The organism is Actinacidiphila sp. bgisy167 (genome assembly GCF_057707665.1).
Window position 1 is genome coordinate 39,818 of record NZ_JBYIQP010000029.1, and the last position, 24,493, is coordinate 64,310.

Annotated in this window: 23 protein-coding genes and 1 riboswitch; of the genes, 7 read left to right on the forward strand and 16 right to left on the reverse strand. The window is 71.9% G+C overall.

Annotation, left to right across the window (positions count from 1 at the left end):
* Nucleotides 1-6: 6 nt before the first annotated feature.
* Nucleotides 7-1,314: an ABC transporter substrate-binding protein gene (locus AC3ET4_RS14240; protein ID WP_431949108.1), complete on the reverse strand. Its 1,308-nt coding sequence runs from the start codon at nt 1,312-1,314 to the stop codon at nt 7-9.
* Between the two features lie 128 nt (nt 1,315-1,442).
* On the opposite strand from AC3ET4_RS14240, the gene AC3ET4_RS14245 reads away from it, so the two are divergent.
* Both AC3ET4_RS14245 and AC3ET4_RS14250 read left to right on the forward strand, forming a co-directional pair.
* The gene (locus AC3ET4_RS14245; RefSeq protein WP_431949147.1) at nt 1,443-2,504 is read left to right on the forward strand and encodes a LacI family DNA-binding transcriptional regulator; all 1,062 of its coding nucleotides are present in this window, start codon (nt 1,443-1,445) and stop codon (nt 2,502-2,504) included.
* 374 nt (nt 2,505-2,878) lie between these two features.
* Nucleotides 2,879-3,325 (forward strand): hypothetical protein, encoded by a 447-nt coding sequence (locus AC3ET4_RS14250; RefSeq protein ID WP_431949109.1) that lies wholly within the window; start codon nt 2,879-2,881, stop codon nt 3,323-3,325.
* A 94-nt stretch (nt 3,326-3,419) separates the two neighbouring features.
* On the opposite strand, the gene AC3ET4_RS14255 is transcribed toward AC3ET4_RS14250, so the two are convergent.
* The 5 genes from AC3ET4_RS14255 to AC3ET4_RS14275 all read right to left on the reverse strand — a co-directional run bounded on the left by AC3ET4_RS14255 (nt 3,420) and on the right by AC3ET4_RS14275 (nt 8,032).
* Nucleotides 3,420-4,598: an acyl-CoA dehydrogenase family protein gene (locus tag AC3ET4_RS14255; RefSeq protein WP_431949110.1), complete on the reverse strand. Its 1,179-nt coding sequence runs from the start codon at nt 4,596-4,598 to the stop codon at nt 3,420-3,422.
* A gap of 1,115 nt (nt 4,599-5,713) precedes the next feature.
* Nucleotides 5,714-6,088, reverse strand: a complete 375-nt coding sequence (locus AC3ET4_RS14260) for a hypothetical protein (RefSeq protein ID WP_431949111.1) — start codon at nt 6,086-6,088, stop codon at nt 5,714-5,716.
* Between the two features lie 116 nt (nt 6,089-6,204).
* Nucleotides 6,205-6,597, reverse strand: coding sequence for a roadblock/LC7 domain-containing protein (locus tag AC3ET4_RS14265; protein WP_431949112.1), 393 nt, complete (start codon nt 6,595-6,597; stop codon nt 6,205-6,207).
* 80 nt (nt 6,598-6,677) lie between these two features.
* Nucleotides 6,678-7,652 (reverse strand): transcriptional regulator, encoded by a 975-nt coding sequence (locus AC3ET4_RS14270; RefSeq protein ID WP_431949113.1) that lies wholly within the window; start codon nt 7,650-7,652, stop codon nt 6,678-6,680.
* Nucleotides 7,649-8,032 (reverse strand): hypothetical protein, encoded by a 384-nt coding sequence (locus AC3ET4_RS14275; RefSeq protein ID WP_431949114.1) that lies wholly within the window; start codon nt 8,030-8,032, stop codon nt 7,649-7,651. The genes AC3ET4_RS14270 and AC3ET4_RS14275 overlap by 4 nt, the downstream gene beginning before the upstream one ends.
* 524 nt (nt 8,033-8,556) lie before the next feature.
* On the opposite strand from AC3ET4_RS14275, the gene AC3ET4_RS14280 reads away from it, so the two are divergent.
* Nucleotides 8,557-8,838 (forward strand): hypothetical protein, encoded by a 282-nt coding sequence (locus AC3ET4_RS14280; RefSeq protein WP_431949115.1) that lies wholly within the window; start codon nt 8,557-8,559, stop codon nt 8,836-8,838.
* A gap of 272 nt (nt 8,839-9,110) precedes the next feature.
* Here the strand turns inward: AC3ET4_RS14280 and AC3ET4_RS14285 are convergent, their stop codons facing one another.
* The 3 genes from AC3ET4_RS14285 to AC3ET4_RS14295 all read right to left on the reverse strand — a co-directional run bounded on the left by AC3ET4_RS14285 (nt 9,111) and on the right by AC3ET4_RS14295 (nt 13,452).
* The gene (locus tag AC3ET4_RS14285; protein WP_431949116.1) at nt 9,111-11,273 is read right to left on the reverse strand and encodes a putative bifunctional diguanylate cyclase/phosphodiesterase; all 2,163 of its coding nucleotides are present in this window, start codon (nt 11,271-11,273) and stop codon (nt 9,111-9,113) included.
* A gap of 4 nt (nt 11,274-11,277) precedes the next feature.
* Nucleotides 11,278-12,093 (reverse strand): SAM-dependent methyltransferase, encoded by an 816-nt coding sequence (locus tag AC3ET4_RS14290; protein WP_431949117.1) that lies wholly within the window; start codon nt 12,091-12,093, stop codon nt 11,278-11,280.
* A 225-nt stretch (nt 12,094-12,318) separates the two neighbouring features.
* On the reverse strand, nt 12,319-13,452 hold the full coding sequence (locus tag AC3ET4_RS14295) for a transglycosylase family protein (RefSeq protein ID WP_431949118.1): 1,134 nt from the start codon (nt 13,450-13,452) through the stop codon (nt 12,319-12,321).
* Nucleotides 13,453-13,454: 2 nt separating this feature from the next.
* Nucleotides 13,455-13,645, reverse strand: a riboswitch (cyclic di-AMP (ydaO/yuaA leader).
* Between the two features lie 634 nt (nt 13,646-14,279).
* Between AC3ET4_RS14295 and AC3ET4_RS14300 the strand changes: the two genes are divergently transcribed.
* Nucleotides 14,280-15,287 (forward strand): aldo/keto reductase, encoded by a 1,008-nt coding sequence (locus AC3ET4_RS14300; RefSeq protein ID WP_431949119.1) that lies wholly within the window; start codon nt 14,280-14,282, stop codon nt 15,285-15,287.
* 63 nt (nt 15,288-15,350) lie between these two features.
* On the opposite strand, the gene AC3ET4_RS14305 is transcribed toward AC3ET4_RS14300, so the two are convergent.
* Complete coding sequence (locus tag AC3ET4_RS14305; protein WP_431949120.1) at nt 15,351-15,977, reverse strand: GNAT family N-acetyltransferase; 627 nt, start codon at nt 15,975-15,977, stop codon at nt 15,351-15,353.
* Nucleotides 15,978-16,070: 93 nt separating this feature from the next.
* Here AC3ET4_RS14305 and AC3ET4_RS14310 point away from each other — a divergent pair, with 93 nt between their 5' ends.
* A complete protein-coding gene (locus AC3ET4_RS14310) occupies nt 16,071-16,568 on the forward strand; it encodes a peptidylprolyl isomerase (protein ID WP_431949121.1) in 498 nt (165 codons plus the stop codon).
* Nucleotides 16,569-16,631: 63 nt separating this feature from the next.
* Here AC3ET4_RS14310 and AC3ET4_RS14315 read toward each other — a convergent pair whose 3' ends face one another.
* The 4 genes from AC3ET4_RS14315 to AC3ET4_RS14330 form a co-directional block, all read right to left on the reverse strand.
* Nucleotides 16,632-17,081, reverse strand: a complete 450-nt coding sequence (locus tag AC3ET4_RS14315; protein ID WP_431949122.1) for a phospholipase — start codon at nt 17,079-17,081, stop codon at nt 16,632-16,634.
* Between the two features lie 253 nt (nt 17,082-17,334).
* A complete protein-coding gene (locus AC3ET4_RS14320; protein WP_431949123.1) occupies nt 17,335-17,997 on the reverse strand; it encodes a cytochrome b/b6 domain-containing protein in 663 nt (220 codons plus the stop codon).
* Entirely contained in the window at nt 17,981-18,691 is a 711-nt protein-coding gene (locus AC3ET4_RS14325; RefSeq protein WP_431949124.1) for a molybdopterin-dependent oxidoreductase, read from the reverse strand. The genes AC3ET4_RS14320 and AC3ET4_RS14325 overlap by 17 nt, the downstream gene beginning before the upstream one ends.
* Nucleotides 18,692-19,339: 648 nt before the next feature.
* On the reverse strand, nt 19,340-20,731 hold the full coding sequence (locus tag AC3ET4_RS14330) for a C39 family peptidase (RefSeq protein ID WP_431949125.1): 1,392 nt from the start codon (nt 20,729-20,731) through the stop codon (nt 19,340-19,342).
* 303 nt (nt 20,732-21,034) lie between these two features.
* Between AC3ET4_RS14330 and AC3ET4_RS14335 the strand changes: the two genes are divergently transcribed.
* Nucleotides 21,035-22,207 carry a sialidase family protein gene (locus tag AC3ET4_RS14335; RefSeq protein WP_431949126.1) on the forward strand — a complete coding sequence of 391 codons (1,173 nt, stop codon included), beginning with the start codon at nt 21,035-21,037 and terminating at the stop codon, nt 22,205-22,207.
* Between the two features lie 37 nt (nt 22,208-22,244).
* Nucleotides 22,245-22,514, forward strand: coding sequence for a chaplin (locus AC3ET4_RS14340; RefSeq protein ID WP_431949127.1), 270 nt, complete (start codon nt 22,245-22,247; stop codon nt 22,512-22,514).
* Nucleotides 22,515-22,638: 124 nt separating this feature from the next.
* On the opposite strand, the gene AC3ET4_RS14345 is transcribed toward AC3ET4_RS14340, so the two are convergent.
* Nucleotides 22,639-23,736: a threonine aldolase family protein gene (locus AC3ET4_RS14345; protein ID WP_488175939.1), complete on the reverse strand. Its 1,098-nt coding sequence runs from the start codon at nt 23,734-23,736 to the stop codon at nt 22,639-22,641.
* Nucleotides 23,715-24,479 (reverse strand): SDR family oxidoreductase, encoded by a 765-nt coding sequence (locus AC3ET4_RS14350; protein ID WP_431949129.1) that lies wholly within the window; start codon nt 24,477-24,479, stop codon nt 23,715-23,717. The genes AC3ET4_RS14345 and AC3ET4_RS14350 overlap by 22 nt, the downstream gene beginning before the upstream one ends.
* Nucleotides 24,480-24,493: the final 14 nt, after the last annotated feature.

The window sequence follows — 24,493 nt, forward strand, 5'->3', positions numbered from 1 at the left end:
TCGCTCTCAGGAGGTGGGCAGGGCCTGCATGGCCTTGATGAAGCCGTCCGCGTCGATCTGGCCGTTGAAGAACTGCTGCACGGCCTGCTGGATCGGCGTGCCGGCCGACGGCGGGTAGGCCTGGTCCCACGACAGCTGGAACGAGGGGGCCTTCTTGACCAGGTCGAACTGGTACTTCAGGTACTCGGGGTGGTCGGTCGTGTCGAGGAACTTGGTGGTGTTCGTGGTGGTCGGCAGGTTGCCGATCGCCAGCTGCTGCTTGACGAAGTCGTCGGAGTACATGAGCTTGAGGAACTCCGCGACCGCCTCCGGGTGCTCGGTCTTCTTCAGCACCGAGTAGAAGTTGTTGGTGTTCCCGACGACGTTCGCCGCGGCGCCCTTGCCGCCCGGGATGGTCGGGAACTCGGTGTAGCCCAGGTCGTTCTTGGCGAAGTCCGGGCTGGCGTCCTGCTGCGTGGAGTACTCCCAGGAGCCCATGAGCTCGAAGGCGGCCTTGCCGGAGGCGAGCAGCTGGGCCGAGCCGCCGTCGGTGAACTTCACCGAGTCGTAGTTGGTGCCGAAGGCGCCGGCGTCGATGAGCTCCTTGAGCATGCTCAGCGCCTTCTTGCTGTCCGCGCTCTCCCAGGCGCTCTTGTCACCGGCCAGCGCCTTGCTGAACAGCTCCGGACCGGCGACGCGGTCGTAGAGGTACTCGAACCACATCAGGGTCGGCCACCTGTCGCCGCCGCCGAGCGCGAACGGGGTGACGCCCTTGGCCTTGAGCTTGCCGATAACGTCCAGGAGCTCGTCCCAGGTCTTCGGCGGTTGCACGCCGGCGTCGGCGAGGACCTTCTTGTTGCTGAACATCAGCACCGGCTGGGTGCCGCGCATCGGCACGCCGTAGGCCTTGCCGTCGATCACCGCGGTGTTGAAGACCGAGGGCAGGAAGTTGTCCTTCAGGCCCGGGTCCTTCTTGATGAAGTCGTCGAGCGGGAGCAGCAGACCGGCCTTGACGAACGGCTGGATGCTGCCGCCGCCCCAGTTGAAGAAGACGTCGGGGGCCTGCTTGGTGTTGATGACGGTCTGCAGCTTCTGCTGGTAGTCCGCACCGGGGATCGTGTCGAGGACGGCCTTGACCTTCGAGGTCTTGTTGAACTCGGCGACGATCTGCTTCTCCACCTTGTTCGCGGAGTCGCCGTACACGAGGACGTGGATTGTCCCGGAATCACCCCCCGCCGAGGCGCCGTCACCGCTGCTGCAGGCGGTCAGGGTCAGACCCAGTGCCAGTGTCGCGCCGCCGGCGACGGCACGGGGGAACCACGCACGCTTCTTCATAATCGACCTCTCGAAAGTTTCGGCCACTTTGCCGAAATTCGCTTGATGACGGACCGTAGGCTGCGGCCTCGCCCTGGTCAACAGCGGGGAATTGAAGCGACCAAACCGTTACCGAACCGCCGTGCCCTATCCTGTGCGGCATGCGTGATGATGAGACCACGGGCCGGATCACTCTGGCCGACGTGGCTTCGAAAGCGGGCGTATCACTTTCGACAGTTTCGAAGGTGCTCAACGGACGTCCCGATGTGGCCGCGCCGACCCGGAGCAAGGTCGAGCGCCTGCTGGAGGTGAACGGCTACCGGCGCCCCTCCCCCACGCAGCCGGAGTCGCGGCTGATCGAGATCGTCTTCCACGAACTCGAGAGCGTCTGGGCGATGGAGCTCATCCGGGGCGTGGAGAACGTCGCCAAGAGCCGCAACATGAGCGTGGTGCTCACCGAGAGCGGCACCCGGCACGCACCCGGCCCCGAGTGGATCGAGGGCGTGCTGCGCCGCCGCCCGCTCGGCGTCGTCCTCGTCTTCTCCTCGCTGCCCGACGACATCAAGCGCAAGCTGCGCTCACGGGCCATCAACTTCGTGATCATCGACCCGGCGGGCGACCCAGAGCCCGACGTGCCGTCCGTGGGCTCGGCGAACTGGGCCGGCGGCGTCGCCGCCACCCGGCACCTCATCGACCTCGGTCACCGCCGCATCGGGATCATCACCGGACCCGACGACATGCTGTGCTCCCTGGCCCGTCTCGACGGCTTCCGCTCGGCCATGAGCATGGCGGGGCTCACCGTCGACAACGACCTGATCCGCTACGGGGACTTCCACGTCCAGGGCGGACACGACGGAGCGCTCGCCCTGCTGGAGCGGCCGGACCCGCCCACCGCCATCTTCGCGGGCAGCGACCTGCAGGCGCTCGGCGTCCTCGAGGCCGCACGGGTCAAGGGCCTGCAGGTGCCCAGGGACCTCTCGGTGGTGGGCTACGACGACATCCCGCCTGCCCGGTGGGCGAGCCCGTCGCTGACCACCGTCAACCAACCGCTCGTGGAGATGGCCGAGGAGGCCGCCCGGATGCTGTTGCGGTTGTCGCAGCCCGAGGGGACCGGCGACAAGAGCAACACCAGTATGGAGCTCGGAGTCAGACTGGTCGTCAGAAAGAGCACGGCGCCGCTGCGGGAGGCCGGGGAACCCGGGGGCCGCTAGGAGGCCGCGCGGAGAGGCGGGGTGGAACGAGGAGCGGGTCGGGGCCGTGTCCGGCACGGCGGGGAAGGCGGACGCAGCGGAGCCTCGACGACCGACGACGACGCCGCCAGACGAGAGCCGACGGCTCTCGACGCCGTCCCGCCTGTCGGCACGGCCCCCACGCCCCGAAAGGGCGCGGGAGGGGCGCACCGCGCCGTTCGCGGGGCGCGGGGCGGCACGAGGTCGAAGGCATGTGACGAAGCCCACACCAGATGCCAACGCTTCGTGGATCAGCGGTGATTACCGCGGCCGCGCGGCGGGAAGTGCTCGCTATGGCCGAGGCCGAGAGCCCGGTCAGCCCCGCTGGTGGGCGCTGATGAAGGGGAGATGCACCCATGCGCACCCACGCACGACACAGCCGCGGCGAGCGCTCGTCGGCGGTTCTCCAGGAGGAGCACGAACGTCGCGAGCCGTTCGAGCTGCTGACGGCGGACGACGCCGACGAGGCCGACGAGGCCTTCGACGAGGAGGGCTACGACGCCTTCCGCGTGCACTGCCCCGACTGCGCCCGTCCGATCGCCATTCTCCCCGGCGAGGACGTCCTGCCGCAGCACGCGCTGTGCGCCTCGCCGTGGAACCCCTTCGGGCTGACGATCTGCCCGGGCTCCGGGCGTCCCGCAGCCGAGGCCACCCCCGCCGGCGGGGACACCCCGGGCGAGGACACGGAGTGGGGCACGCTGCTCACGCTCCCCGCCGGGCTGGACTGGCGCACTCAGCCTTTCTCCCACGTGGGCGGCCCCGGTTCGCGGCCGCTGCGCGTACCGCTCCAGCGCGCCGCCTGACCCCCGCCGCACCCACCACGCAGGGCGCGGGTGGCGCGCCGCCCGGCCGGGCGGGCGGCGCGGCACCCGCGCGTGCGGTGCTCCTCGCCCCGCCTCAGTGCTCCTTGCTCTCCGGGCCGGCGAGACTGCGGGCGATGACCATGCGCTGGATCTGGTTGGTGCCCTCGACGATCTGCAGCACCTTGGCCTCGCGCATGTACCGCTCGACGGGGAAGTCGGCGGTGTAGCCGTAACCGCCGAGCAGCTGAACCGCGTCCGTGGTCACCTGCATCGCGGCGTCCGTGCAGAAGAGCTTCGCCATGGCCGCCTGCCGGGAGAACGGCCGGCCCGCGTCCCGCAGCCGGGCCGCCGCGAGGTAGAGCGCCCGCCCGGCCTCGATCTTGGTGGCCATGTCGGCGATCATGAAGCGCAGCCCCTGGAAGTCCACGACAGGGCGGCCGAACTGCTGCCGGGTCATCCCGTAAGCGAGCGCCTCGTCGAGCGCGGCCTGGGCGACGCCGATGGCGCAGGCGGCGATGCCGAGGCGGCCCGAGTCCAGTGCGGCCAGCGCGATGGTGAAGCCCTGGCCCTCGTCGCCGACGCGGCGGCTGTCGGGAACCCACACGCCGTCGAGGTGGAGCTGGGCCGTGGGCGACCCCTTCATGCCCATCTTCTTCTCCGGGGCTGCCGCGGTCAGGCCCTCCGCGTCCCCGGGCACCAGGTACGCGGTGATGCCCCGCGGGCCCTCGGCCCCGCTACGGGCCAGCACCGTGTAGAAGTCCGCGACGCCGCCATGGGTGATCCACGCCTTGGTGCCGTCGATCCGCCAGGCGTCGCCCTCCCGGGTGGCCCGGGTGCGCAGCGAGGCGGCGTCGGAGCCTGCGGCGGGCTCGGAGAGGCTGTAGGCGCCGAGAAGGGAGCCCCCGAGCATCGCGGGCAGGTGCTCGGTGCGCTGCTCCTTGCTGCCGAAGTGGGCGACCGCGTGGCAGGCCAAGGTGTGCACGCTGACGCCGAGGCCGACGGTGAGCCGGGCCGCCGCCAGTTCCTCGAGCACCTGCAGGTAGACCTCGTACGGCTGGCCACCGCCGCCGTACTCCTCCTGGTAGGGCAGTCCGAGCAGCCCGGCCTCGCCGATGAGGCGGAAGACCTCGCGCGGGAACACGCCGGCGTCCTCCTCCTCGGCCGCCCTGGGCTTGATCTCCCGGTGTGCCAGCTCGCGTACGAGTGCGAGCAGGTCGCGGGCCTCCTCCGTGGGAAGCTGTCGGTCCACCGGCTGAAGGCCGTCGTGGGACATGGCGGCACTCTCCTCCCTGTCGGGCGCTGCGGCGGCGTCCGCTCAGGGTGTGGCGGCGCCGCCGGTTCGTCGACCGTCGTCCGATGGTCTCCCGCCGGGTCACGGCACGGTCCGACCTGCGGCTGCGGCGCGTTGGAGTATGCCTGATCGGAGGCGTCGCAGTCACGGGTCCCAGGTCGTCGAAAAGCGTGCGGCGGCGGATTCTCCCCACACCGCGCACCCCTGGGGCGGGCCTTTCACAAGGCGGCACGCGCCATTGGGCCGTCCGGATGACCCTCGTACCGCGCGGCCCGATGGAGGATGCGAGCAGGCCGGTCCCCCGGAAGGCAGCGAAGCCGGAGTCCGGGAAAGGTGACGGCCGCGTCCTCGTGCCGGGCGTAGGCCCGCGGGTGGCCGCGGCGCGCCGTAGCGCTGGCCGCCTGCGGCGGCCGGGACACGGACGTAGCGGGCGGGCCGGTCGCCCTGGAGCGGATCGGGGCGGCGGGCGGCCCCGCGCCCCTCAGCTGCAGACCGACGTTGCGGAGCTGCGCCTCGGAGCCCCCTCGACGGCACGCGGCACCTATGTGCCGCTCACTTTCGCCGGCGCGACCGGGCAGAAGGCGTGGCGGGCGGAGGCGCAGCCGTACGGCGGTTCGTACCTGATCGTGGAGCGCTGGGGGGTGGAGAACGCCCCGAGGCATGGAGCCGGTGCGCGAGAAGCTGGGTGGCAGGGTCGAGCAGGGGGCGCGCCGCGGCGGGCACTCCTCCTCGGCGCCCTCGCCCTCGCGGTGCCACCCGCGCACCGGTGACCGTCACTCATGACGCGCGGCGGCCGGAGGGACCTCCGACGCGGCCGCCTGCGCCGCCGCCGCATGGACGGCGGCGGCGCAGGACGGTGTGCGTCTGGTACCGGTGACGCGGGCGCGGGCGCGGACCTCCGCATCGTCGCCTCGACGGCCGGCCCCGCGCGGACTCGCCGGGACCCGGCCGCGGGACCGTCTCCACGGGCCGCGAGGCGGTCGAGGACACCCGGCCGCCGAGCGCCGGGGCCGCGTGACGGCCCAGGCGGGGCGACGCCCGGCACGCGGCAGCGTGCGCCTGATGTGCCGGGCCGCCGTAGCCTCGCGGGGAGCCGGTCAGACCTCCAGTTCGCCTTCGATGCGCTTGAGCTGGTGGCGGGCCATCGCAAGGTTCGCGCGGTTCTTGTCCAGTGCGACGTAGAGGAACAGGCCCTTGCCCGAACGCCCGGTCAGCAGCCGGATCATGTGGATCTGGGAGTCGAGGGTGATCAGGATGTCCTCGATGTGCTCCTTGAGATTGAGCATCTCCATCGTGCGCATCTTGGCGCGGACGACGTCGGTGTTGCCCGCGGCCGCGACCGTCAGGTCGAGGTCCTTGGAACCGCCGAGCGTGCCCAGCGCCATGCCGCTGCCGTAGTCCACGAGAGCGACGCCCAGGACGCCCTCGATCGACGTCATGACATCCTTCAGCGCGGTCTCGGTGTTGGCCATTGCGGTCTCGCTTCCTTGTGGTGTGGTTCTCTGACGTGACGAATGCCTGGGTCCGGTGGCGGCGCGGCCGCGTCCCGTGCCCGACGGCTTGTCGGCTGGGGAACTGGGTCGTGCGGTCATCTCCGCTCCTGTCGTTGGAGCGCGAGGTCGACGATCTCCTCGATCCGTCGACCGGATCGTCGGGCCTCCAGGTGCAGGCGGCCCACGTTTGAGTCGGGCCCCGCCACCAGGGCGAGGGCCATGGCGTCGCCGGCGGCGTACGCGGCGATGTAGCCGCTGTCCCCCCGGACGAGCAGTTCCCGGAAGGCGCCGCGGGCGGTGGCCTCGGTGATCCGGGCCGCAACGCCCAGGGCCGCGGCGGTCAGTGCGGCGACCCCTTCCGGCTCCGGACCGCTCAAATCGTGCGCGACGACCAGGCCGTCGACGCTGGCGACGAGCCCGCCGGTCAGGTGCGGCACCCTCGCCCGCAGACTGCGGAGTTCGGCCAGGACGTCGGCTTCGAGTGCCACCAGCTGTCTCCTTCCGGCAAGCTGCCGCAGAGCCTTCTTCCACGGTCGTTCGGCGGGCGCCGGGCGGGTCGGCAGGGCGCTCACAGGCGGGCCTCCAGGGCGGCACGAAGTCGGAGCAACAGGACGACGGAGGGGTCGCAGGACGGCAGGACCGCCGGCAGCGGTCCGCCTCGGGCGACGGGCGGGGGCGTGGGAACCGGTGCCGGCCGCCCGGAGGGCGCCTGCGGGGGCGGCGCGGGCCGGGCCGTGGAGGGCACGGGAGGCACGGCCGGTGGCGCCTCGGCGCGAAGCGGCGTGCTGATCCGGCCGGTCGCCGCCAGCCGGCGTACGTCCAGCAGGGTCGCGAAGGCCGAGCGCCCCAGGTGCCAGGCGATCTGCACCGGCGTACGGATTCCGTCCGCCGCCCCCAGCACCGCCAGCTGACCGGCTGTGGGGGCCCGTGCCCGCCGACCGTGCACCTCGCCCTCCGGGCGGGGGACGACGGGGCATGCGTCGGTGTCGTCCCAGGGCCAGGTCCGCTCCAGTTGCGCCCGGCGCCGCTGCGCCTCCGCGGCCACGCGCTGGGCGGGGACGGGCCGGGCGATGGGGCCGAGCGGAAAGGCGGCGCCCGGCCGGAACCGGTCGGGTTCCGCGTCGGGCAGCAGGGTGAAGTAGGCGGCGTCGAAGAGCGTCAGCAGGTGGCACAACTCCAGTTCCCCGCGGGCCACCCGCCCGGAATCGACGAGGCGATCGCCGACACCGCGCCCGGCGCTCGCGGTGATGACCGCCTCGCGCCACTGGTCCGGGGAGAGCAGGCCGCAGGCCGTGAGCCGCACCCCGAGATCCGGTGCGCACGGGCTCTCGGCGTGGACGACCGCCCCGTCACGGAGGTAGACCGTCCCCGCCGATCCGTACAGCGCCCCGCTGGCCCTCGCCTCCGCGAGCCTCGCCAGCGCGGCGGTGAAGGCGTACGCGCCGGTCACGCCCGTGCGGAGGGGCGCAGGTGCGCCGCCGCGGGCCGGAGTGCGCCGGGGCAGACCCCGCAGGACCGGCCGTGCCGCGTCGGTGCCCGTCATACGAGCACCAGCCGCTCCGCGATGGCCTGCAGTCCCAGCCGGGCGACGGCCAGGTTGGCCAGCGACCGGTCCAGCCACAGGTAGAGGACGACGTCGCTGTCGAAGAAGGTGTCGAGGAACCGGATGAGGTGGTAGCTCCCCGGAGCCGTGATGATGATGTCCTCGACCGGGACCCTTCCCGACTCCTTCGCCGTGAAGGTGCCGCCTTCCACGACGGCGCGCGCCGCCTCGGTGGCGTCGGCGGCGGCCGCCTCGTGGCCGTGTCCTGGCTCCTCGCCGACGGCCCCGAGGAGGAGGCCGCTGCTCCAGTCGACCACGCTCGCCCCGAGCACTCCGGGAATCGCCAGCGCCTCGGATAGGCACTCGTCTATGCCGGGCACGCACACCCCTCCGCCGCACATCTGGTAAATGGGACAGCACGGAACGTTACCCAGCCGGCACACGATGCGGGTGAGTTCAGACATTTCCCAGTGGCATGTGCCGATGGCTCGCTAGGATTCGCCGCCTTTACGTCAGTCAGCCCCATCGGCCTCGGGACCGCCCCGGGCGATCCGTGCCAGGACGTCCAGCACGTCGCCAAGGACCTGCGCAGACGGCGAGGCGAGACCGATCCGCACGGCGTGCGGCGCGCTGCCGCGCTGCTGCGCTTCCTCAGGGCGCCTTCCCGGGGCCGGTGACCCGTCGGTGTTTACGACAGGGCGGGCCGCCCTGTCGTACCCGGATGTGATGATGGCGAAGTGAGAGGGCGTCAAGCCCGGTGCTGCCGGGACGCTCGGCGTGTCACATCCGTGGACGGACCCGTGCGGCCGGGGGCCGCACACGGTCGGCAGGACGGCGGGCGGCACGCCCGGCGGGTCCATGCGGCCTGACAGGGGGCCGAGTGCCCTGACGCGGAGGGGAAGAGATGATGGGCGAGGACGAGAAGAAGCACCAGAAGGCCCCCCAGGACGTGGCTGCGGTGGTCAAGGGCGTGGTGGCGTGGGCGAAGGAGAACAGTGAGCTTGTCTGGGACCGGCAGGCGGACGGGAGGTTCCGGGCCGGGTACGTCCTCAGGCTCTCCCCTTCCCGGTCGGTCATGCTGAAGATCGAGAAGGCCCCCGGCAGCCCCGCCGACTGGCACTTCGGTCCTGCCAAGAGCCTCGTCGACCAGGTGGAGGGGAAGTCCCGGGGCACGACCCTGCGCTGAGGCGTGCGACGACCGGCTCACCCGTCGCAGCCGCCACCGGCCGGGCGCGCCGGCGCCCGGCTCATCGGGGACGGCGACCGCGGACGCCGCTGCCGCGGCAGCGGCGCGGGCGGTCTCCGGCCACCCGCGCGGCCGTCCTCCACCTCCGTCGGCTGACCTGGCTCAGGATCACCGGCGCCGACGGCGCCCGAGCGGTCACCAGGCCCACCGTGCGAGCCGCGGGGCCAACCCGGCTCACCCCGAACAGCCGCTCGCCCACACCGTGATGCGTGCTACACCGTGGCGTCGACCAGCGAGAGCGAGTGCAGGCGCTCGGGCGGGCCGGGCCGCGCGTAGTACCAGCCCTGCGCGGTGTCGCAGCCCAGCGCCCGCAGGTGCTCGGCCTGGGCGCCGGTCTCCACGCCCTCCACCGTCACCGACAGCCCCAGGGTGTGCGCCAGGTCGACGACGATCTCGACGATCTTCACGTCCACCGGGTCGGCCGGCCGCTGCTGCATGCCGCGGGTGAAGGAGCGGTCGAGCTTGAGCGTGGTGATGGGCAGCCGGCGCAGCGAGGCCAGGTTGGAGTAGCCGGTGCCGAAGTCGTCCAGGGCGATGGCCATGCCGAGGTCGGCGAACTCCCGCAGCGGGCGCATCAACGCCTCGTCGGCGCCGATGAAAGCGCTCTCGGTGACCTCCAGGCACAGCGCCGTCGGCTCCAGCCCGGCCTCCCTGATCACCGCGAGGGTCTCCGGCACCAGGCCGGGGTGGCCGAGCTGGGCCGGGGAGAGGTTGACGTTGATCCGCAGCGGATGGCCGTCGCTGCGCGGGAACTGCCAGTCCCGGGCCTGCCAGGCGGCCTGCTGCAGCACCCAGTGCCCGAGCGGCACGATCAGCCCGGTGCTCTCGGCCAGCGGGATGAACTGGTCGGGCCCGAGCACGCCGTGTACGGGGTGGCACCAGCGCACCAGCGCCTCGGCGCCGCGGACGCTGCCGTCGCCGAGCCGTACCAGCGGCTGGTACTCGATGAAGAACTCGCCGCGCTCCAGCGCCGTGGGCAGCCGGTTGGTCAGCCCGTGCCGGGTGATGGCGCGCGCGTCGGAGTCGGGGTCGGCCAGTTCGAAGCGGTTGCCGCCCGCGGCCTTGGCCCGGTACATGGTGATGTCGGCGCTGCGCAGCACCTCGGCGGGGCCCAGGGAGCCGGCCTTGCCCTCGACGATGCCGATGCTGCACCGTACGGACAGGTCGCGGCCGTCCACCCGGATCGGGTCGGCGAGTGCCGTCAGGATCAGGTCGGCGAAGCCGGTGATGTCCGCGCGGCTCGCGGGGTTGACCACCAGGGCGGCGAACTCGTCGCCCCCGATGCGGGCCACGAGCTGGTCGGGCGAGGTGACACAGGCCTGGAGGCGTTCGGCGACGGCGACCAGGAGCCGGTCGCCGACCGCGTGGCCGAGGCTGTCGTTGACGTCCTTGAAGCCGTCGAGGTCGAGGTAGCAGACGCCGACGCCGACGCCGTCGGGACCACCCAGCGTCTGCTCCAGGCGCTCGAAGAAGAGGTTGCGGTTGGCCAGTCCGGTGAGCGCGTCGTGGGTGGCCTCGTAGCGCAGCCGCTCGCTGAGCAGACGCTCCTCGGTGATGTCCTCCATCAGGGCGAGCATGTACTGCGGGGTGCCGTCGGCGTCGCGCAGCAGGGAGACCGTCAGGTTGGTCCACAGCGGGCTGCCGTCGGGCAGGTAGTAGGCCTTCTCGATCCGGTAGTGGTCACGCTCGCCCCGGTTGAGCTGGCGCTGCAGCTCCCAGAACTCGGGGGCGTCGTCCGGATGCACCCAGTCGTAGATGTTCTTGGTGCGGATGTGCCGTTCCAGCCCGCCGAACATGGTGGTGAGGGCGTCGTTGACGTCCAGGACGCGGCCGTCCATGTCGGCGATGCCGATGCCTATGGAGGCGCCCTGGAAGACCGCGCGGAAGCGCACCTCGCTCTCGTGCAGCGCCTGTTCGACGGCGCTCCGGGCGGCGAGCGCCGCCCGGGACAGCGCCTCCTGCTCGGTCCGTGTGCGTTCCTGCAGGGCGCGGGCGTAGCCGGCGGCCACCCAGTGCAGCAGGCGGTTGCAGCGTGTGCGGCTCTCCTCGGGGGCGAGGGCGGGGCCGGGCGGGCAGTACAGCAGCAGATAGGCGTCGACGACATCGAGGATGCGGGGCAGCGCCTCGGGATCGGTGCAGTGCGCGGCCACGAGCGCGGCACCGACCTCCGCGGCGGGGCGCGGGTCGAAGGGCTGCGCGCGCAGCGTGGTGTTGAGACGGGCGGCGAGCGGCATCAGATACTCCGCGAACTCGCCACGCGTCATGGAGGTGGTGGTGACCGGGTAGATCGCCCGGCTCCAGATGATCGCGAAGCGCCGCAGGCTGTCCGCGGGCTGCGGCTCCGGGCCGGGTTCTCCGGTCACGGTGAGGGCCACGTGGTCACGCCTTGCGGCCGACGCCCGCGTACCCGCTGAAGACGACCGGATCGGGCTCGTCGTCGTCCGTTCCGTCGGGGCGCCACAGCGGCGGCGAGACGAGGCCTGGCTCGACGAGGCCGAAGCCGTCGAAGAAGCGCTCGACCTCGGCCCCCGACCGCATGATCAGCGGCGAGCTCGCGCTGCGGTAGACGTCCTCGACCTGCTCCCCCTCCTCCGGTCTGCGCGGACCGCCCTCGACCGAGGCGTGGCTGACGACCAGCAGGCTGCCGGGGGCGAGGGCGTCGCGGAGTCCGGCCACGGCCTTGGCCGGTTCGTCGGCGTCCTCGAGGAAGTGCAGGACCGCGACGAGCAGCAGGGCGACCGGCCGGTCGAGGTCGATGAGCCCGCGCACTTCCGCGCTGTCCAGGATGTCGTGAGGGGAGCGCAGGTCGGCGGCGACGACGGCGGTGTTCTCGCTGCGCTCCAGCACGGCGCGGCTGTGGGCGACGGCGACCGGGTCGTGGTCGACGTAGACGACATGAGCGCCGGGACTCGCGGCCTGGGCGACCTCGTGGACGTTGCCGAAGGTGGGGATGCCGGAGCCGATGTCGAGGAACTGGGTGATGCCCTCGTCGACGGCGAAGCGCACGGCCCTGCGCATGAACGCCCGGTTGGCCTGCATGATCTTCGGCAGCCCCGGGAAGGCCGCGATGGCTCGCCGCCCGGCCTCCCGGTCGACCTCGAAGTTGTGGGAGCCGCCCAGATAGTAGTCGTAGATGCGGGACACGCTGGGCACGGAAAGATCGATGCCCTGGGGGGCCCAGGCGGGACGCTCCATCACTGTTCCAGCTCCTCGGCGACTCGGGGAGCCCGGCCGTATCCACGGCCAGGTGCGACAGAGGCTACTGATCAGCCGTTCAAGAGGAAACAAGAGGTGAAAATATTCGGTCCATTTTCGGTCACAGACCAAAGGCATGTGCCCTGCTCCCCAGGAGACGGGGAACAGGGCACGGATACCGCCGGATGACGACCGGTCAGTCGACCGTTTCGGTCGGTGGACCGGTCAGATCGTGACGCCGTGGGCGCGCAGGTACGCCACCGGGTCGATGTCGGAGCCGAAGTCGGGCGTGGTGCGGATCTCGAAGTGCAGGTGCGGACCGGTCACGTTGCCGGTGGCGCCCGACAGGCCCAGCTGCTGACCGGCGTAGACCCGCTGGCCGGCCGAGACCGACAGCGCGGACAGGTGGGCGTACTGCGAGTACCGGCCGTCGGCGTGCCTGACGACGACCTGGTTGCCGTACGAACCGCCCCAGCCCGCGGAGACCACGGTGCCGGCGGCGATCGACTTCACCTTGGTGCCGGTCGAGGCGATGAAGTCGACGCCGGTGTGGTAGCCCTTGGACCACATGGCGCCGGCCCGGTGGTAAGGGGTGCCCAGGGTGACACGGTCGAGGGGGGCGGTGTAGCCGGAGGCGCTGGCGGCAGGGGCCGCGGCCGGGGCGGCCTTCGCGGCCTTGGCGGTCGCCGCCGCGGTCTTGGCGGTGGCCTTCTCCCCCAGGGACAGGACCTGGCCCGGGTAGATCAGGTTCGGGTTGCCGCCGATGACCGGCTTGTTGTCCGCGTACAGCTCCTGCCAGCCGCCCTCGACCGACTGGGACTTCGCGATCTTGGAGAGGGTGTCACCGCCGACGACGCGGTAGGAGCCGCCGGCGCTCTTGGGCGCCTCGGCCCTCTTCGCGGGGGCGGACTTGACGGCCTTGACGACCGGCTTGGCGGCGGCTCCCGCGACGCTCTGCGGGGTGGCCGACGGGTTGGCCATCGCCTTGGTCAGACCGGCCTTGGGGCCGCACACGGGCCAGGCCTGCGGGCCCTGGGTCGCGAGAACCTTCTCGGCGACGGCGATCTGCTGCGCCTTGGTCGCGAGGTCGGCGCGCGGGGCGTACTTCGTGCCGCCGAAGCCGGCCCAGGTGCTCTGGGTGAACTGCAGGCCGCCGTAGAAGCCGTTGCCGGTGTTGATGGACCAGTTGTTGGTGCTCTCGCAGGCCGCGACCTTGTCCCAGACGCCGACAGGAGCGGCGTGGGCGCCGGTGGCCCCGACGATGGGGAGCGCCACGGCCGCTCCGGTGGTGCCGGCCAGTGCGCTGATTCGGGTGATGCGGGTGTTCCGCGGGCGACGGTGCTTTCCCTTACCGGGCATGCCGAATTCCTCTCCGACGCCTGCGAGGTAAGCTGTCGGGTTCGGACTGGAGATGCCCGGCCGCATATGGGCACGCCAAATAAAGGCATGTCGCTGCGACTTCACCCCTAGCCGTCCCGAGACCAACGGGAACGGCAACTACCTGGGTCCCCCGCTCCTGCCGTGCGGTCTTGTCATCCGGCGTCCGGGCAGCGGCAGGACTAGGCGTTCCACCCGGAAGAATCTCGCAGGCATTTGTCCTGCGAGGTCTGGAAGCTAAACGACGGAATAGTTCCGGAGCAAGGAGCTGAATCACGCCTCACGGCACACCGCAAGTCGATCAATTGCTTCTGTGACGTTACGTGATAAGCGTCCGCTCTCCGTAGGTGACGGACTGGCCCACAGTAATCGGCTGATATCGCGGGGTGAAAACGATCGACCACCCGGGACGGCCCGTCGCCTGCCGCCTGCGCAGCGTGTCCGGCGCGTGACACCCATCACGCCGCGGCACTCCCCGGGCGCCCCGTAGGCGCATATGTCCAATTAAGGGCATCAATGCCCGATAAGGAGGATGCGTCGCGGCCCAACCCGCCCCCGAGCGCCCGCGCCTGAGGGCTCGCCCGGAGCAACGCCCCTCGGGGGCCAACCGTCGAGGACGCCCGGCGATTCCCGCCGCGCTCGCCGCCGGAACGGTGCACGATGTGGCCTGCGCCACAACCACCCCCGCAGGGAGGCGAGAAGGGCGGGCCGGCAGCGCTCGAAGCCCCGAAACCGGACGTGACAGCACCGATTGAGCGGCGTAGCCTCCCAATCCCGCACAATTTCTCACATCGCCTGGGAGCCCTCGCGTGCCCTACCTCGCCGCTGACGACCGCTACGCCTCGATGGAATACCGCAGGACCGGGCGCAGCGGGGTCCTGCTGCCCGTCGTGTCCCTGGGTCTGTGGCACAACTTCGGCGACACGTCTCCGCTGGAGAACCAGCGCGCCGTGCTGCGCCGCGCCATCGACCGCGGGGTCGTCCACATCGACCTGGCCAACAACTACGGCCCGCCCGCCGGCTCGGCCGAGGCGAACTTCGGCACGCTCTTCGCCCAGGACTTCCGCCCGTACCGCGACGAGCTCTTCATCGCCACCAAGGCGGGTTACGACATGTGGCCCGGTCCGTACGGCGAATGGGGCAGCCGCAAGTACCTTCTGTCGTCGCTCGACCAGTCCCTGGGCCGCATGGGTCTGGACTACGTGGACGTCTTCTACTCGCACCGCTTCGACCCGGACACGCCCCTGGAGGAGACCATGGGCGCCCTGGACTCCGCGGTACGGCAGGGCAAGGCCCTCTACGCCGGCATCTCCAACTACCCGGCCGAGGCACACCGCCGCGCGACGGAGATCCTGCGCGAGCTGGGCACACCGCTGCTGATCCACCAGGCCGCCTACAGCATCCTCCAGCGCGACCCGGAGGACGGCGTCCTGGACGCCGTCGGCGACACCGGCACCGCCCTCATCGCCTACTCGCCGCTCGCCCAGGGCCAGCTCACCGACCGCTACCTCGACGGCGTCCCCGCCGACTCCCGGATGGCGCTCGGACACTTCCTCAAGCGCGACACCCTGACCGAACGCAAGCTCGCCTTCCTGCACGCGCTCAACAAGCTCGCCGGGGAGCGCGGCCAGACCCTGGCGCAGATGGCCCTGACCTGGGTGCTGCGCGACCCCCGGGTCGTCTCCGTGCTCATCGGCGCGAGCAGCGTCACCCAGCTCGACCAGAACCTCGCCGCCCTCGAAGCGGGCCCGCTCACCGCGGACGAGCTGGCCGAGGTCGACCGCCTCTCGGCGGAGGCCGGTGTGCGCATCCCGTAGTCGGCCTCTCCGCGAGCACGGGCCGGTCCCCGCTGGGGCCGGCCCGTACGCGTCGGTGCGTGTTCAGCGAAGGCGGGCCTTGAGCGCGGCGCGGACGCCGGGCCACTCCTCGGCGAGGACCGAGTAGTACGCGCTGTCGCGGACGGTCCCGTCGACTGCGCGGGTATGGGCGCGGCGGATTCCCTCGAAGCGGGCGCCGATCCGCTCGATCGCGGTGCGGGAGCGCGTGTTGCGCGCGTCGGTCTTCAAGGTGACGCGGAGCACACCCCAGACGTCGAAGGCGTGGGAGAGCAGCAGCTTCGCCTCGGTGTTGCAGGGGGTGCGCTGGACGGAGGCGGCGAGCCACGTGCTGCCGATCTCGGCGACGGTCGGCGCCGCGCCGCCGCAGGGCGCGGAGCGGCCCGCGGAGGCGGAGTCGGACGTCCAGTAGCCGAGGTCGAGGAAGCGGGTGGAGCCGACCAGCATGTCGCGCCGTACATCCCGCACGGCGAAGGGAAGCGCGGTTCCGGACGCCTGCTCCTGGAGAGCCTGCTCCACATAGCGCGCCATCGCCTCGTGATCGTCCGGCACCTGGGTGTAGGCGTAGGTGTCGCGGGACTCGGTGGCGGCGCGCAGCAGGCCGTCCGTATGGGAGGCGCGCAGCGGCTCCAGGCGGACGTGCCTGCCGTCCAGGATCACGGGTTCGGGCATGCACCGGATGCTGCTGTGCCGTCCGGGCCCCGGTCAAACCCGTTTCCGCGGGCCGCGTCGGGACTCCGGGGCGCCGGATGCGAAAATGGGGGCATGAACAGCAACGACGTGTTCTTCGACATCACGATCGACGGCGAACCCGCCGGGCGGATCGTGTTCACCCTGTTTGACGACGTGGTCCCCAAGACCGCGCGGAACTTCCGTGAGCTCGCCACCGGCGAGCACGGCTTCGGTTACGAGGGCTCGCACTTCCACCGCGTGATCCCCGACTTCATGCTCCAGGGAGGCGACTTCACCGCCGGCAACGGCACCGGTGGCAAGAGCATCTACGGCGAGAAGTTCGCCGACGAGAACTTCCAGCTCAAGCACACCAAGCCTGGCCAGCTCTCCATGGCCAACGCGGGCCCGAACACCAACGGCTCGCAGTTCTTCATCACCACGATCGTCACCGACTGGCTCGACGGCAAGCACGTGGTCTTCGGCGAGGTCGTCGAGGGCATGGACGTCGTCAAGAAGATCGAGTCGCTCGGCTCGCGCACCGGCGCCACCAGCGCCCGCGTCGAGATCGCCAAGTCCGGCACGGTCGGCTGACCCGGCACCGCGGAAGCGGCCCGGCACCGGAGCTCCCGGTGCCGGGCCGCCGTGTTCCAGAGATCAGCCGAAGGCTTTGACCGCCTGGTAGTACGTCCAGGCGGTGCTGTTGCAGGCGGTGTTGGTGGCGCCGCTGTAATTGGCGCACACACGCTTCAGGTCCTCGTAGAAGGCGCTGTCGAGCCGGCTCTTGTTGGCCGAGAAGGCACCCATCGCCTTGTAGTTGCGGTAGCCGAAGTCATGGCGGGCACAGGAGTTCTGGAACGGGAAGCCGAAGGGGTTGTCCGGGGAGCTGCTGCAGTAGTCGGTGGACCAGTCGAAGCCGTAGGCAGCCCAGGCGCCCTGGTTGGCGCGGGCGGACGACCAGGCGTTGTAGCTGGAGGCGCTGGTCTGGGTCCAGCTGGAGAGTACCTGGGCCTTGTCGGCGGGAGCGGCTTGGGCGGGGACGGTGAACACGACGGTGGCGACGGCGGCGGCGGCGGTGGCGGCGAAGCCGGTCGTGATGCGGCGCATGGGTTCTCCAGTCACTGACGGGCGCGTCGGGACGCGCGGGCAGGAAAGTGCAACCGGATGCGGAACCGAACGGGTGGTGCCGTTGAACGAAGCCAGGATGGGGCCGCGAGCGTCTATGCGAGTAGATGCCGGACGGCAAAAATTACATGAACATGCCGACGTGCCGCTGACATGGATCGTCGACGGCACGTCAAGAGGCTGTCATGCGTGTCTGCTTCAGCGCCCCGCCGCCCCCGTGGTCGGCGCGTACGGCCTACGGGGCGTCAGACGGCCCCGGCTCGGCCTGTTCGGCCCGTTCGGCCGGGTGGGAGTGGTCGTGGTCCCACCGCGGGTGGTGGCGGCGTGCCCACTGCGGTGTGACGAACCCCGTACGCATCCCCAGTCGCGCCTCGGGGTCCTTGGCGGCCATCCACAGGTGGCCCGCCACCACGGCCGCCACCGCCAGGGCCAGCCAGTCGTGGACGAAGGTCGCGCCGGTACGCCACACGTCACCGCTCAGATGCGGGAACATCATCAGCAGCCCCGTGCCGAGCATGACAAGCACCGCGCCCGCGGCGAAGGACGCGTACAGCTTCTGACCCGCGTTGAACTTGCCCGCCGTGCGCCGGCCGTGGGGCACGCGGCGCAAGGCGTCGCGCAGCCAGCTTTGGTCGTACGGGGCGAACCGGTTGAGCAACCGCAGGTCGCTCCGCAGGGCACGGGAGGCGAGGCCCAGCAGGAGAGGCAGCGGCAGGACGATGCCGGACCACTCGTGGACGGTGACGACCAGTCGCCTGCGGCCCACGAGTTCCGCGAGCGGCGGCAGGTAGAGGGCCGCCGCCGTGCCGAGGCAGACGAGCATCAGGGCCGCCGTCGTGCGGTGCACCCAGCGCTCGGCGCGGGTGAACCGGCGCACGGTCTCAGGACGTGGGGTCATCGTGGCGTCCGTTCGAACGGCCGACCCAGGCGTCGACGTCGTAGCCATAGTGCTCCCAGTAGCCCGGTCGCACGTCCCGGGTGACCTCGATGCCCGAGAGCCACTTGGCGGACTTGTAGAAGTACATCGGCGCCACATAGAGGCGCACAGGGCCGCCGTGGGCGGTGGTGACGGGCTTGTCCTGCATCTTCAGGGCGACCAGCACATCGTCGCGGCGGGCCTGGTCCAGTGTGAGGCTCTCGCTGTAGACGCCGTCGAAGCACGTGAAGCGAACGGCCCCGGCGCCGTCCTGCACACCCGCGAGATCGAGGAGGTGGGACAGCCGCACTCCCTCGAAGGGCGTGCCGGGCACGCGCCACCCGGTCACGCACTGCACGTCGCGCACCAGCCGGGTCTGCGGCATCGCCCGGAGGTCGTCGAGGGTGTGCGTGGCCTTCCGGTCGACGAGGCCGGAGACGCTGAGGCGGTAGTCCGCCGCGTCCCGGTGGGGGACGGAGTCCGCCACGTTGTAGATGCGGAAGCCGCCGCCCCCGGGGAGCAGTCCGCTCAGCCCTGTCGGGTCCTTCCCCGCCACCTGCGAGAGCGCCGAGTCCAGGCCGTCCTGGGCGCGGCTGCCCAGCGCCACCCCGAGGGCGCCCAGCCCGAGTATCCCGAGCACCATGCGCCGGCCGACCGGCGTGCCCTTGTCGTTCATGCGTTTCACGGTAATCCCCCGCACAGCGTTCGCGGCGGGCCGGGACGGCGCCGTAAGCAGGGCGTAAGGCCTCCGTGACGGAGGAGCCGCCCCTGGGCGGGGGGCACGGCCCGCCCAGGGGCGGCCCGCCGGGTCGGTGGCCTCGGACCGGGCGCGGGCGGCGCGGAGGGGTTGGTCAGGCCGCTGCGGGGCTTCGCGCGCACGCCGTGCGGCCGGCGGTCCAGCCCCGCGGCGGCTGCGGCGACGTCCGGAACGGCGGCGCCGGAGGGATCGACGCGGCCGCGCCGGGCGGCTGTCAGCCACATCGGGTGAGCGCTGATACGCAGGGCAGCGAGGCCCGAACCGGACCCCACGGCCGCGAGCCGGCGGGCGCCTGCGACGGCGACGGCGTGCGGGCCGAGGAGCGAGGGGCCGAGTTCGGGCCGTCCGGGCGCCGCCCACGACGCGTGCCTGCGGCTCCGGCAGATGGTTCCAGCCCCTCCTCGTCCACGGTCGACAAGCCGGGCAGGTGCTGCCGCTCGGGGTCGCGATCGCCCGGCTCGACGAGTTCCTCGACCCGGCCTTCCTCGAGACCTGTCGGCGGGATCCGGACGGCCGCCTCGGTGAGCGGGCCCCTCAGGACCGCCGCACGCGCCGGCGGCGACCTGCCTACAGCACCCCGATCCGCTGAAGGGCGCGGGCCTGGCGGCCGGAGGCCCGCAGCGGCCAGTACAGGTAGCAGACGCCGCCCGGTCCGCTGAGCGGCTGCCCGTCGGCGGAGTAGCGCTTCGTCCTGAGCCAGGTGGTCTCGAACTGCGACCGCCGGTAGACGCGGCGCACCGCGGAGTTGTCGCGGCCCGCGGGGTCGTTGGCGATGACGTCGCCGTCGGCGGTGAAGCCGACGACGCACATCAGATGCCCGGAGGTGCTGTAACCGGCGCCGTCCAGTTCGGAGGCGAGGAAGGACTGGGAGGTCATCACCGGGATGCCCGCCCTGATCAGCCCTTCGACGTCGTCGAGTCCGCGCAGCCGCGTGACGACGCCGACCATGTCGCGGTAAGTGGCGGCGTAGGCCGCGTTGAACGGCCAGTTGCCGCAGCCCTCGTACTGGCTGTCGTAGGTGTGACGGGCGGCGTGGTCGACCTGGGGGTCGGCGTACGAGGGGTCCACCCAGGCCAGGTCGGCGGCGGACGGACCGCGGCCCCAGTACTCGATGGCCATCTGGGAGCCCGCCGGGCTGCACCAGGCCTCGCCGCCGTTGTCGTACTGCGGGTACTGGCCCTTGTGGATCTCCTGCGAGTAGCGCGGCACGGGCAGCTCGATCCCCCGCGCCACGCCCGGTTCTGACGTCGGCACGATGAACCGGTCGGGGATGTCGGAGGCCATGGCGCCGAGCCGCCAGACGGTGGGTGTGACCCGCGAGCCGGGGATCCGCAGCAGGGTGAGCCGCAGCCGGTACGAGGCGAGCCGCAGGCCCGAGAGGGGGTCGTCGACGGCGAGCGTGTCGGTCCGGACGCTGCTCCTGCCGTCCCCCTGGCCGTCGACGGAGGTGCGCATGATGTCGCCGTCGCCCGAGGCCCAGCGGCCCATCGCGTACCACGGGGAGCGGCTGCCGTCGGTGTAGCCGGCGCGCAACTCGACCTGGATCCAGGTGCCGGGAGGTGTGCGGGCGTTCCACGAGGGGACGATCTCGGTCGCCGGGCGCCGCGGGGTGTGCTCGGGGGAGGTCCAGGTGGCGGTCTCCCACACCGCGGTGGTGCGGGTGTGCGGATCGGCGTACTCCACCCGGGCCGTGGGGCGCAGGATCACCACGCCGGGCCGCGGTCCGGGCACGACCCCCGTGCCGGAGTCCCACCCCTGGTGCCAGTCGGCCGACCGGGTCCAGGCGCGGTAGTTCACGGCGGCCGTGTCGCCGGAGCGGGCGCCCGGCCCGCCCGTCACGGGACCCGCCAGGTCGCGCCCCCCGGGGCCGGACGCGGCGAGAGCCCGCGGGGCCGTCGTCGCCGCGGCTGCCGCGACGGCCGCGGCCAGCACCGTACGACGCGGGGTCGGTCGGATCATGGCGGTTGTCCCCCTGTCCTGGGTGTGGACGAGCGGTGCGGCACCGCACAACGGTCGGTCCACGCGCGTGGTTCGTCCAGCGCCGCCGAGGACTTCCGGGCACGTCCACGAGTCGAAACCTCTGACACAGGGAAAGGCCGGACCCGACGGACCGTCAAGCACATCGCCGCCGTTTTCACCCGATTCCTCATATTGACCTACCGAAAGCGCGGCGAACGGTGTGTCACCCGGGAACTCCCCCGGGCGAATGGGACTCTGGCGCGGCCGGCCGACGACCCCACGCAGCCGGGAAGGAATCGCACGATGGCACCTGCCGCCGCCAGGGGCGGACGCACGCTGGCCGGCCTCGCTCTCCTCGTCACCGGTGCCGCCGGCTGGCAGGCGTCCGCGGGCGAGGCGGTCACACCGCCCCCGCCTGCGTGCTCGACGTCAGTGCCGTTCCGGTCCGGGACGGAGGGCTACCACACCTTCCGCATCCCGGCGGTCGTGCGCGTCGGCGAGGCGACGCTCCTGGCCTTCGCCGAGGGGCGCCGCGACTCGGCGGCGGACGACGGCGACATCGACGTCGTGCTCCGGCGGTCCCCCGACGGCGGCTGCACCTGGGAACCCCTCCAGGTGATCGCCGACGCCGGCACCGAGACCTTCGGCAACCCCGCCCCGGTGGTGGATCCCCGCACGGGGCGCGTCGTGCTGCTGATCTGCCGCGACACCGGCCAGGAACGGCTCGTCCACGAACTGCACAGCGAATCGGACGGCCGGTCCTGGTCCCCGCCCCGCGACATCACCTCCACCGTCAAACCGGCCGGTTGGCGCTGGTACGCGACCGGTCCGGGGCATGCCATCGCCCTGAGCGGCGGCCCGCACGCCGGACGGCTGCTGGTGCCCGCCAACCACACGTCCGTCCTGGCCGGCGGCACCGAGCACGGCGCCCACGCCCTGTACAGCGACGACGGCGGCCGGAACTGGCACATCGGCTTCGTCCAGACGCCGCGCGGCGACTGGCTCAACCTCAACGAGAGCACCATGGCCGAGCTCCCGGACGGCCGGGTCTACATCAACAGCCGCGACGACCGCGGACTTTCCGCCCCCACCCGCGCCGACGCCTACAGCCTGGACGGCGGGCTGAGCATCGACGGCGTCTTCCGGCCGCAGGGCGCCCTGAAGGGCCCCGAGGTGCAGGGCAGTGTCCTGCGCACCCGCACCGGGGCCCTGGTGTACTCGGGCCCGGCCGACCCCGCGCGGCGCCGCCTGATGACCCTGCGGGTCAGTGACGACCAGGGCGCGTCATGGACGCCTGGACCACCCGTCAGCGACCTTCCCGCGGCCTACTCCGACCTCGTCGAACTCGCCGACGGCACGCTCGGGCTGCTCTACGAGACCGGACGCGTCTCCCCGTACGAGTCGGTGGTGTTCACGCGGTTGACACAAGGGCCGAACGGGTGGCTCCCCACAACCGGGGGCACCACGCTTCGTTGAGCAGGGTCCACAGAGCAATCTTCCAAAAGGAGAACGAATGATGCGCATCGCGAAGGCCGCGGCCCTGACCGCCGTCGCCGGCGCCACCGTACTGGGTGCCGCCGGTGCCGCCGGCGCCACGGACCACGGTCGCGGCTACGACCACGGCGGTGCCTCGGCGCAGGCCGCCGCCGTCGGCTCGCCCGGTGTCGCCAGCGGCAACGTCATCCAGATCCCGGTCAGCGTGCCGATCAACCTGTGCGGCAACACCGTCAACATCCCCGGGCTGCTCAACCCCGCGATCGGCAACGTCTGCGTCAACGCGTGATCCGCGCCCTCATGAGGGCGCAGGCCGACATGCCGAGGGGCGTACGGGAGACCTCCCGTACGCCCCTCGGGCCGAGTGCGCCGCGCAGCCGCACGCGGTCGCCTCACCGGCGCCGGCCGCCGGCTCAGGCGGAGTGGGCGGCCATCTCCTCGGCCAGCGCGGCCGCGAAGGAGTCCACGTCCTCCTCGGTCGTGTCGAACGAGCACATCCAGCGGACCTCGCCGGTCGACTCGTCCCAGAAGTAGAAGCGGTACCGCTTCTGCAGCCGTTCGCCGACCTCCCGCGGCAGTCGCGCGAAAACCGCGTTGGCCTGGACGGGACGGACGACGGTGACGCCCTCGACGTCGCGGACGGCCGACTCCATTCGCCTGGCCATCGCATTGGCGTGGGCGGCGCTGCGCAGCCACAGGTCGCCGGCGAGCAGCGCCTCGAACTGCACCGAGACGAAGCGCATTTTGGAGGCGAGCTGCATGGACAGCTTCCGGATGTGCTTCATCGCCCGCACCCGCTGCGGGTTCAGCACCACGACGCACTCGCCCAGCAGCAGCCCGTTCTTGGTGCCGCCGAAGGACAGGACGTCCACGCCCGCGTCGGTGGTGAAGGCGCGCATCGGCACCCCGAGGGTGGCCGCGGCGTTCGCGATCCGCGAGCCGTCGAGGTGGACGGCCAGGCCCCGCTCGTGGGCGTGGTCGCAGATCGCGCGGATCTCCTCGGGCGTGTAGCAGGTGCCCAGTTCGGTGGACTGCGTGATCGAGACGACCTGCGGCTGCGCGCGGTGCTCGTCGTCGAAGCCCCAGGCCTCCCGGTCGATCAGCTCCGGGGTGAGCTTGCCGTCGGGGGTGGGCACACTGAGCAGCTTCAGGCCGCCCACCCTCTCCGGGGCGCCGCCTTCGTCCACGTTGATGTGGGCGGAGGCGGCGCAGACGACCGCGCCCCAGCGCTCGGTCAGCGCCTGCAGGGCCACGACGTTGGCGCCGGTGCCGTTGAAGACCGGGAAGGCCTCGGCCCGCGGGCCGAAGTGGCCGCGGAAGACCTCCTGCAGGTGGTCGGTGTACTCGTCCTCGCCGTAGGCGACCTGGTGGCCGCCGTTGGCAAGGGCGATCGCCGCCAGCACCTCGGGGTGGACGCCCGCGTAGTTGTCGCTGGCGAAGCCCCGGACCCGGGGGTCGTGGCGCCGGACCGCGTCGGTCGGGTGTGCGGTCACGGACGGGGTGTCAGCCACTGGCGGGTTCCGTTCACTTCCTCGGCGGGCCGGCTCCACACATCGGCGATGGCGTCGGCCAGATCGGTCACATCGGTGAAGCCCGCGAACTTGGCGTTCGGGCGCTCCTCGCGCATCTGCTCGTGCACCAGTGCCTTGATCACCAGGACGGTGGCCGCGGCGGTCGGGCCCTGCTCTCCCGCGAGCTTGCGGAAGGAGTCGCCCATCGCCAGCGTCCACGCCTCCGCGGCGGCCTTGGCCGCGGCGTACGCCGCGTTGCCCGCGGTGGGCTGGGTGGCCCCGGCGGCGCTGATCAGCACAAAGCGCCCGACGGGGCTGGCGAGCAGGCCGTCGTGGAAGGCCAGCGACGTGTGCTGGACGGTGCGGATCAGCAGCTTCTCCAGGAAGTCCCAGTCCGCGAGGTCCGTCTCCGGGAAGGAGGCCGAACCGCGCCAGCCGCCGACCAGGTGGACCATGCCGTCGATCCGCCCGTGCTCCTTCTCGATGCGGCCGGCCCACTCGCGGGTGGCGTCCAGGTCGAGCAGGTCGACGATGTCGCCTGTGATCCGGGCGCCGCCGGAATCGAAGCGGGCCAGGTCCACGGCCTCGGCGAGCCGCTCCGGATTGGCGTCCGCGGCGATGACCCAGGCGCCGGCACGGGCGAGCCGCTGCAGCGTCGCGCGCCCCGCCGGGCCGCCGGCCCCCGCCACCGCGATCACCGCTCCGGCCAGGGGTCCCCTGGCCGCCTCGTTGGCTTCCGTCATTGCCGCCGCCTCCT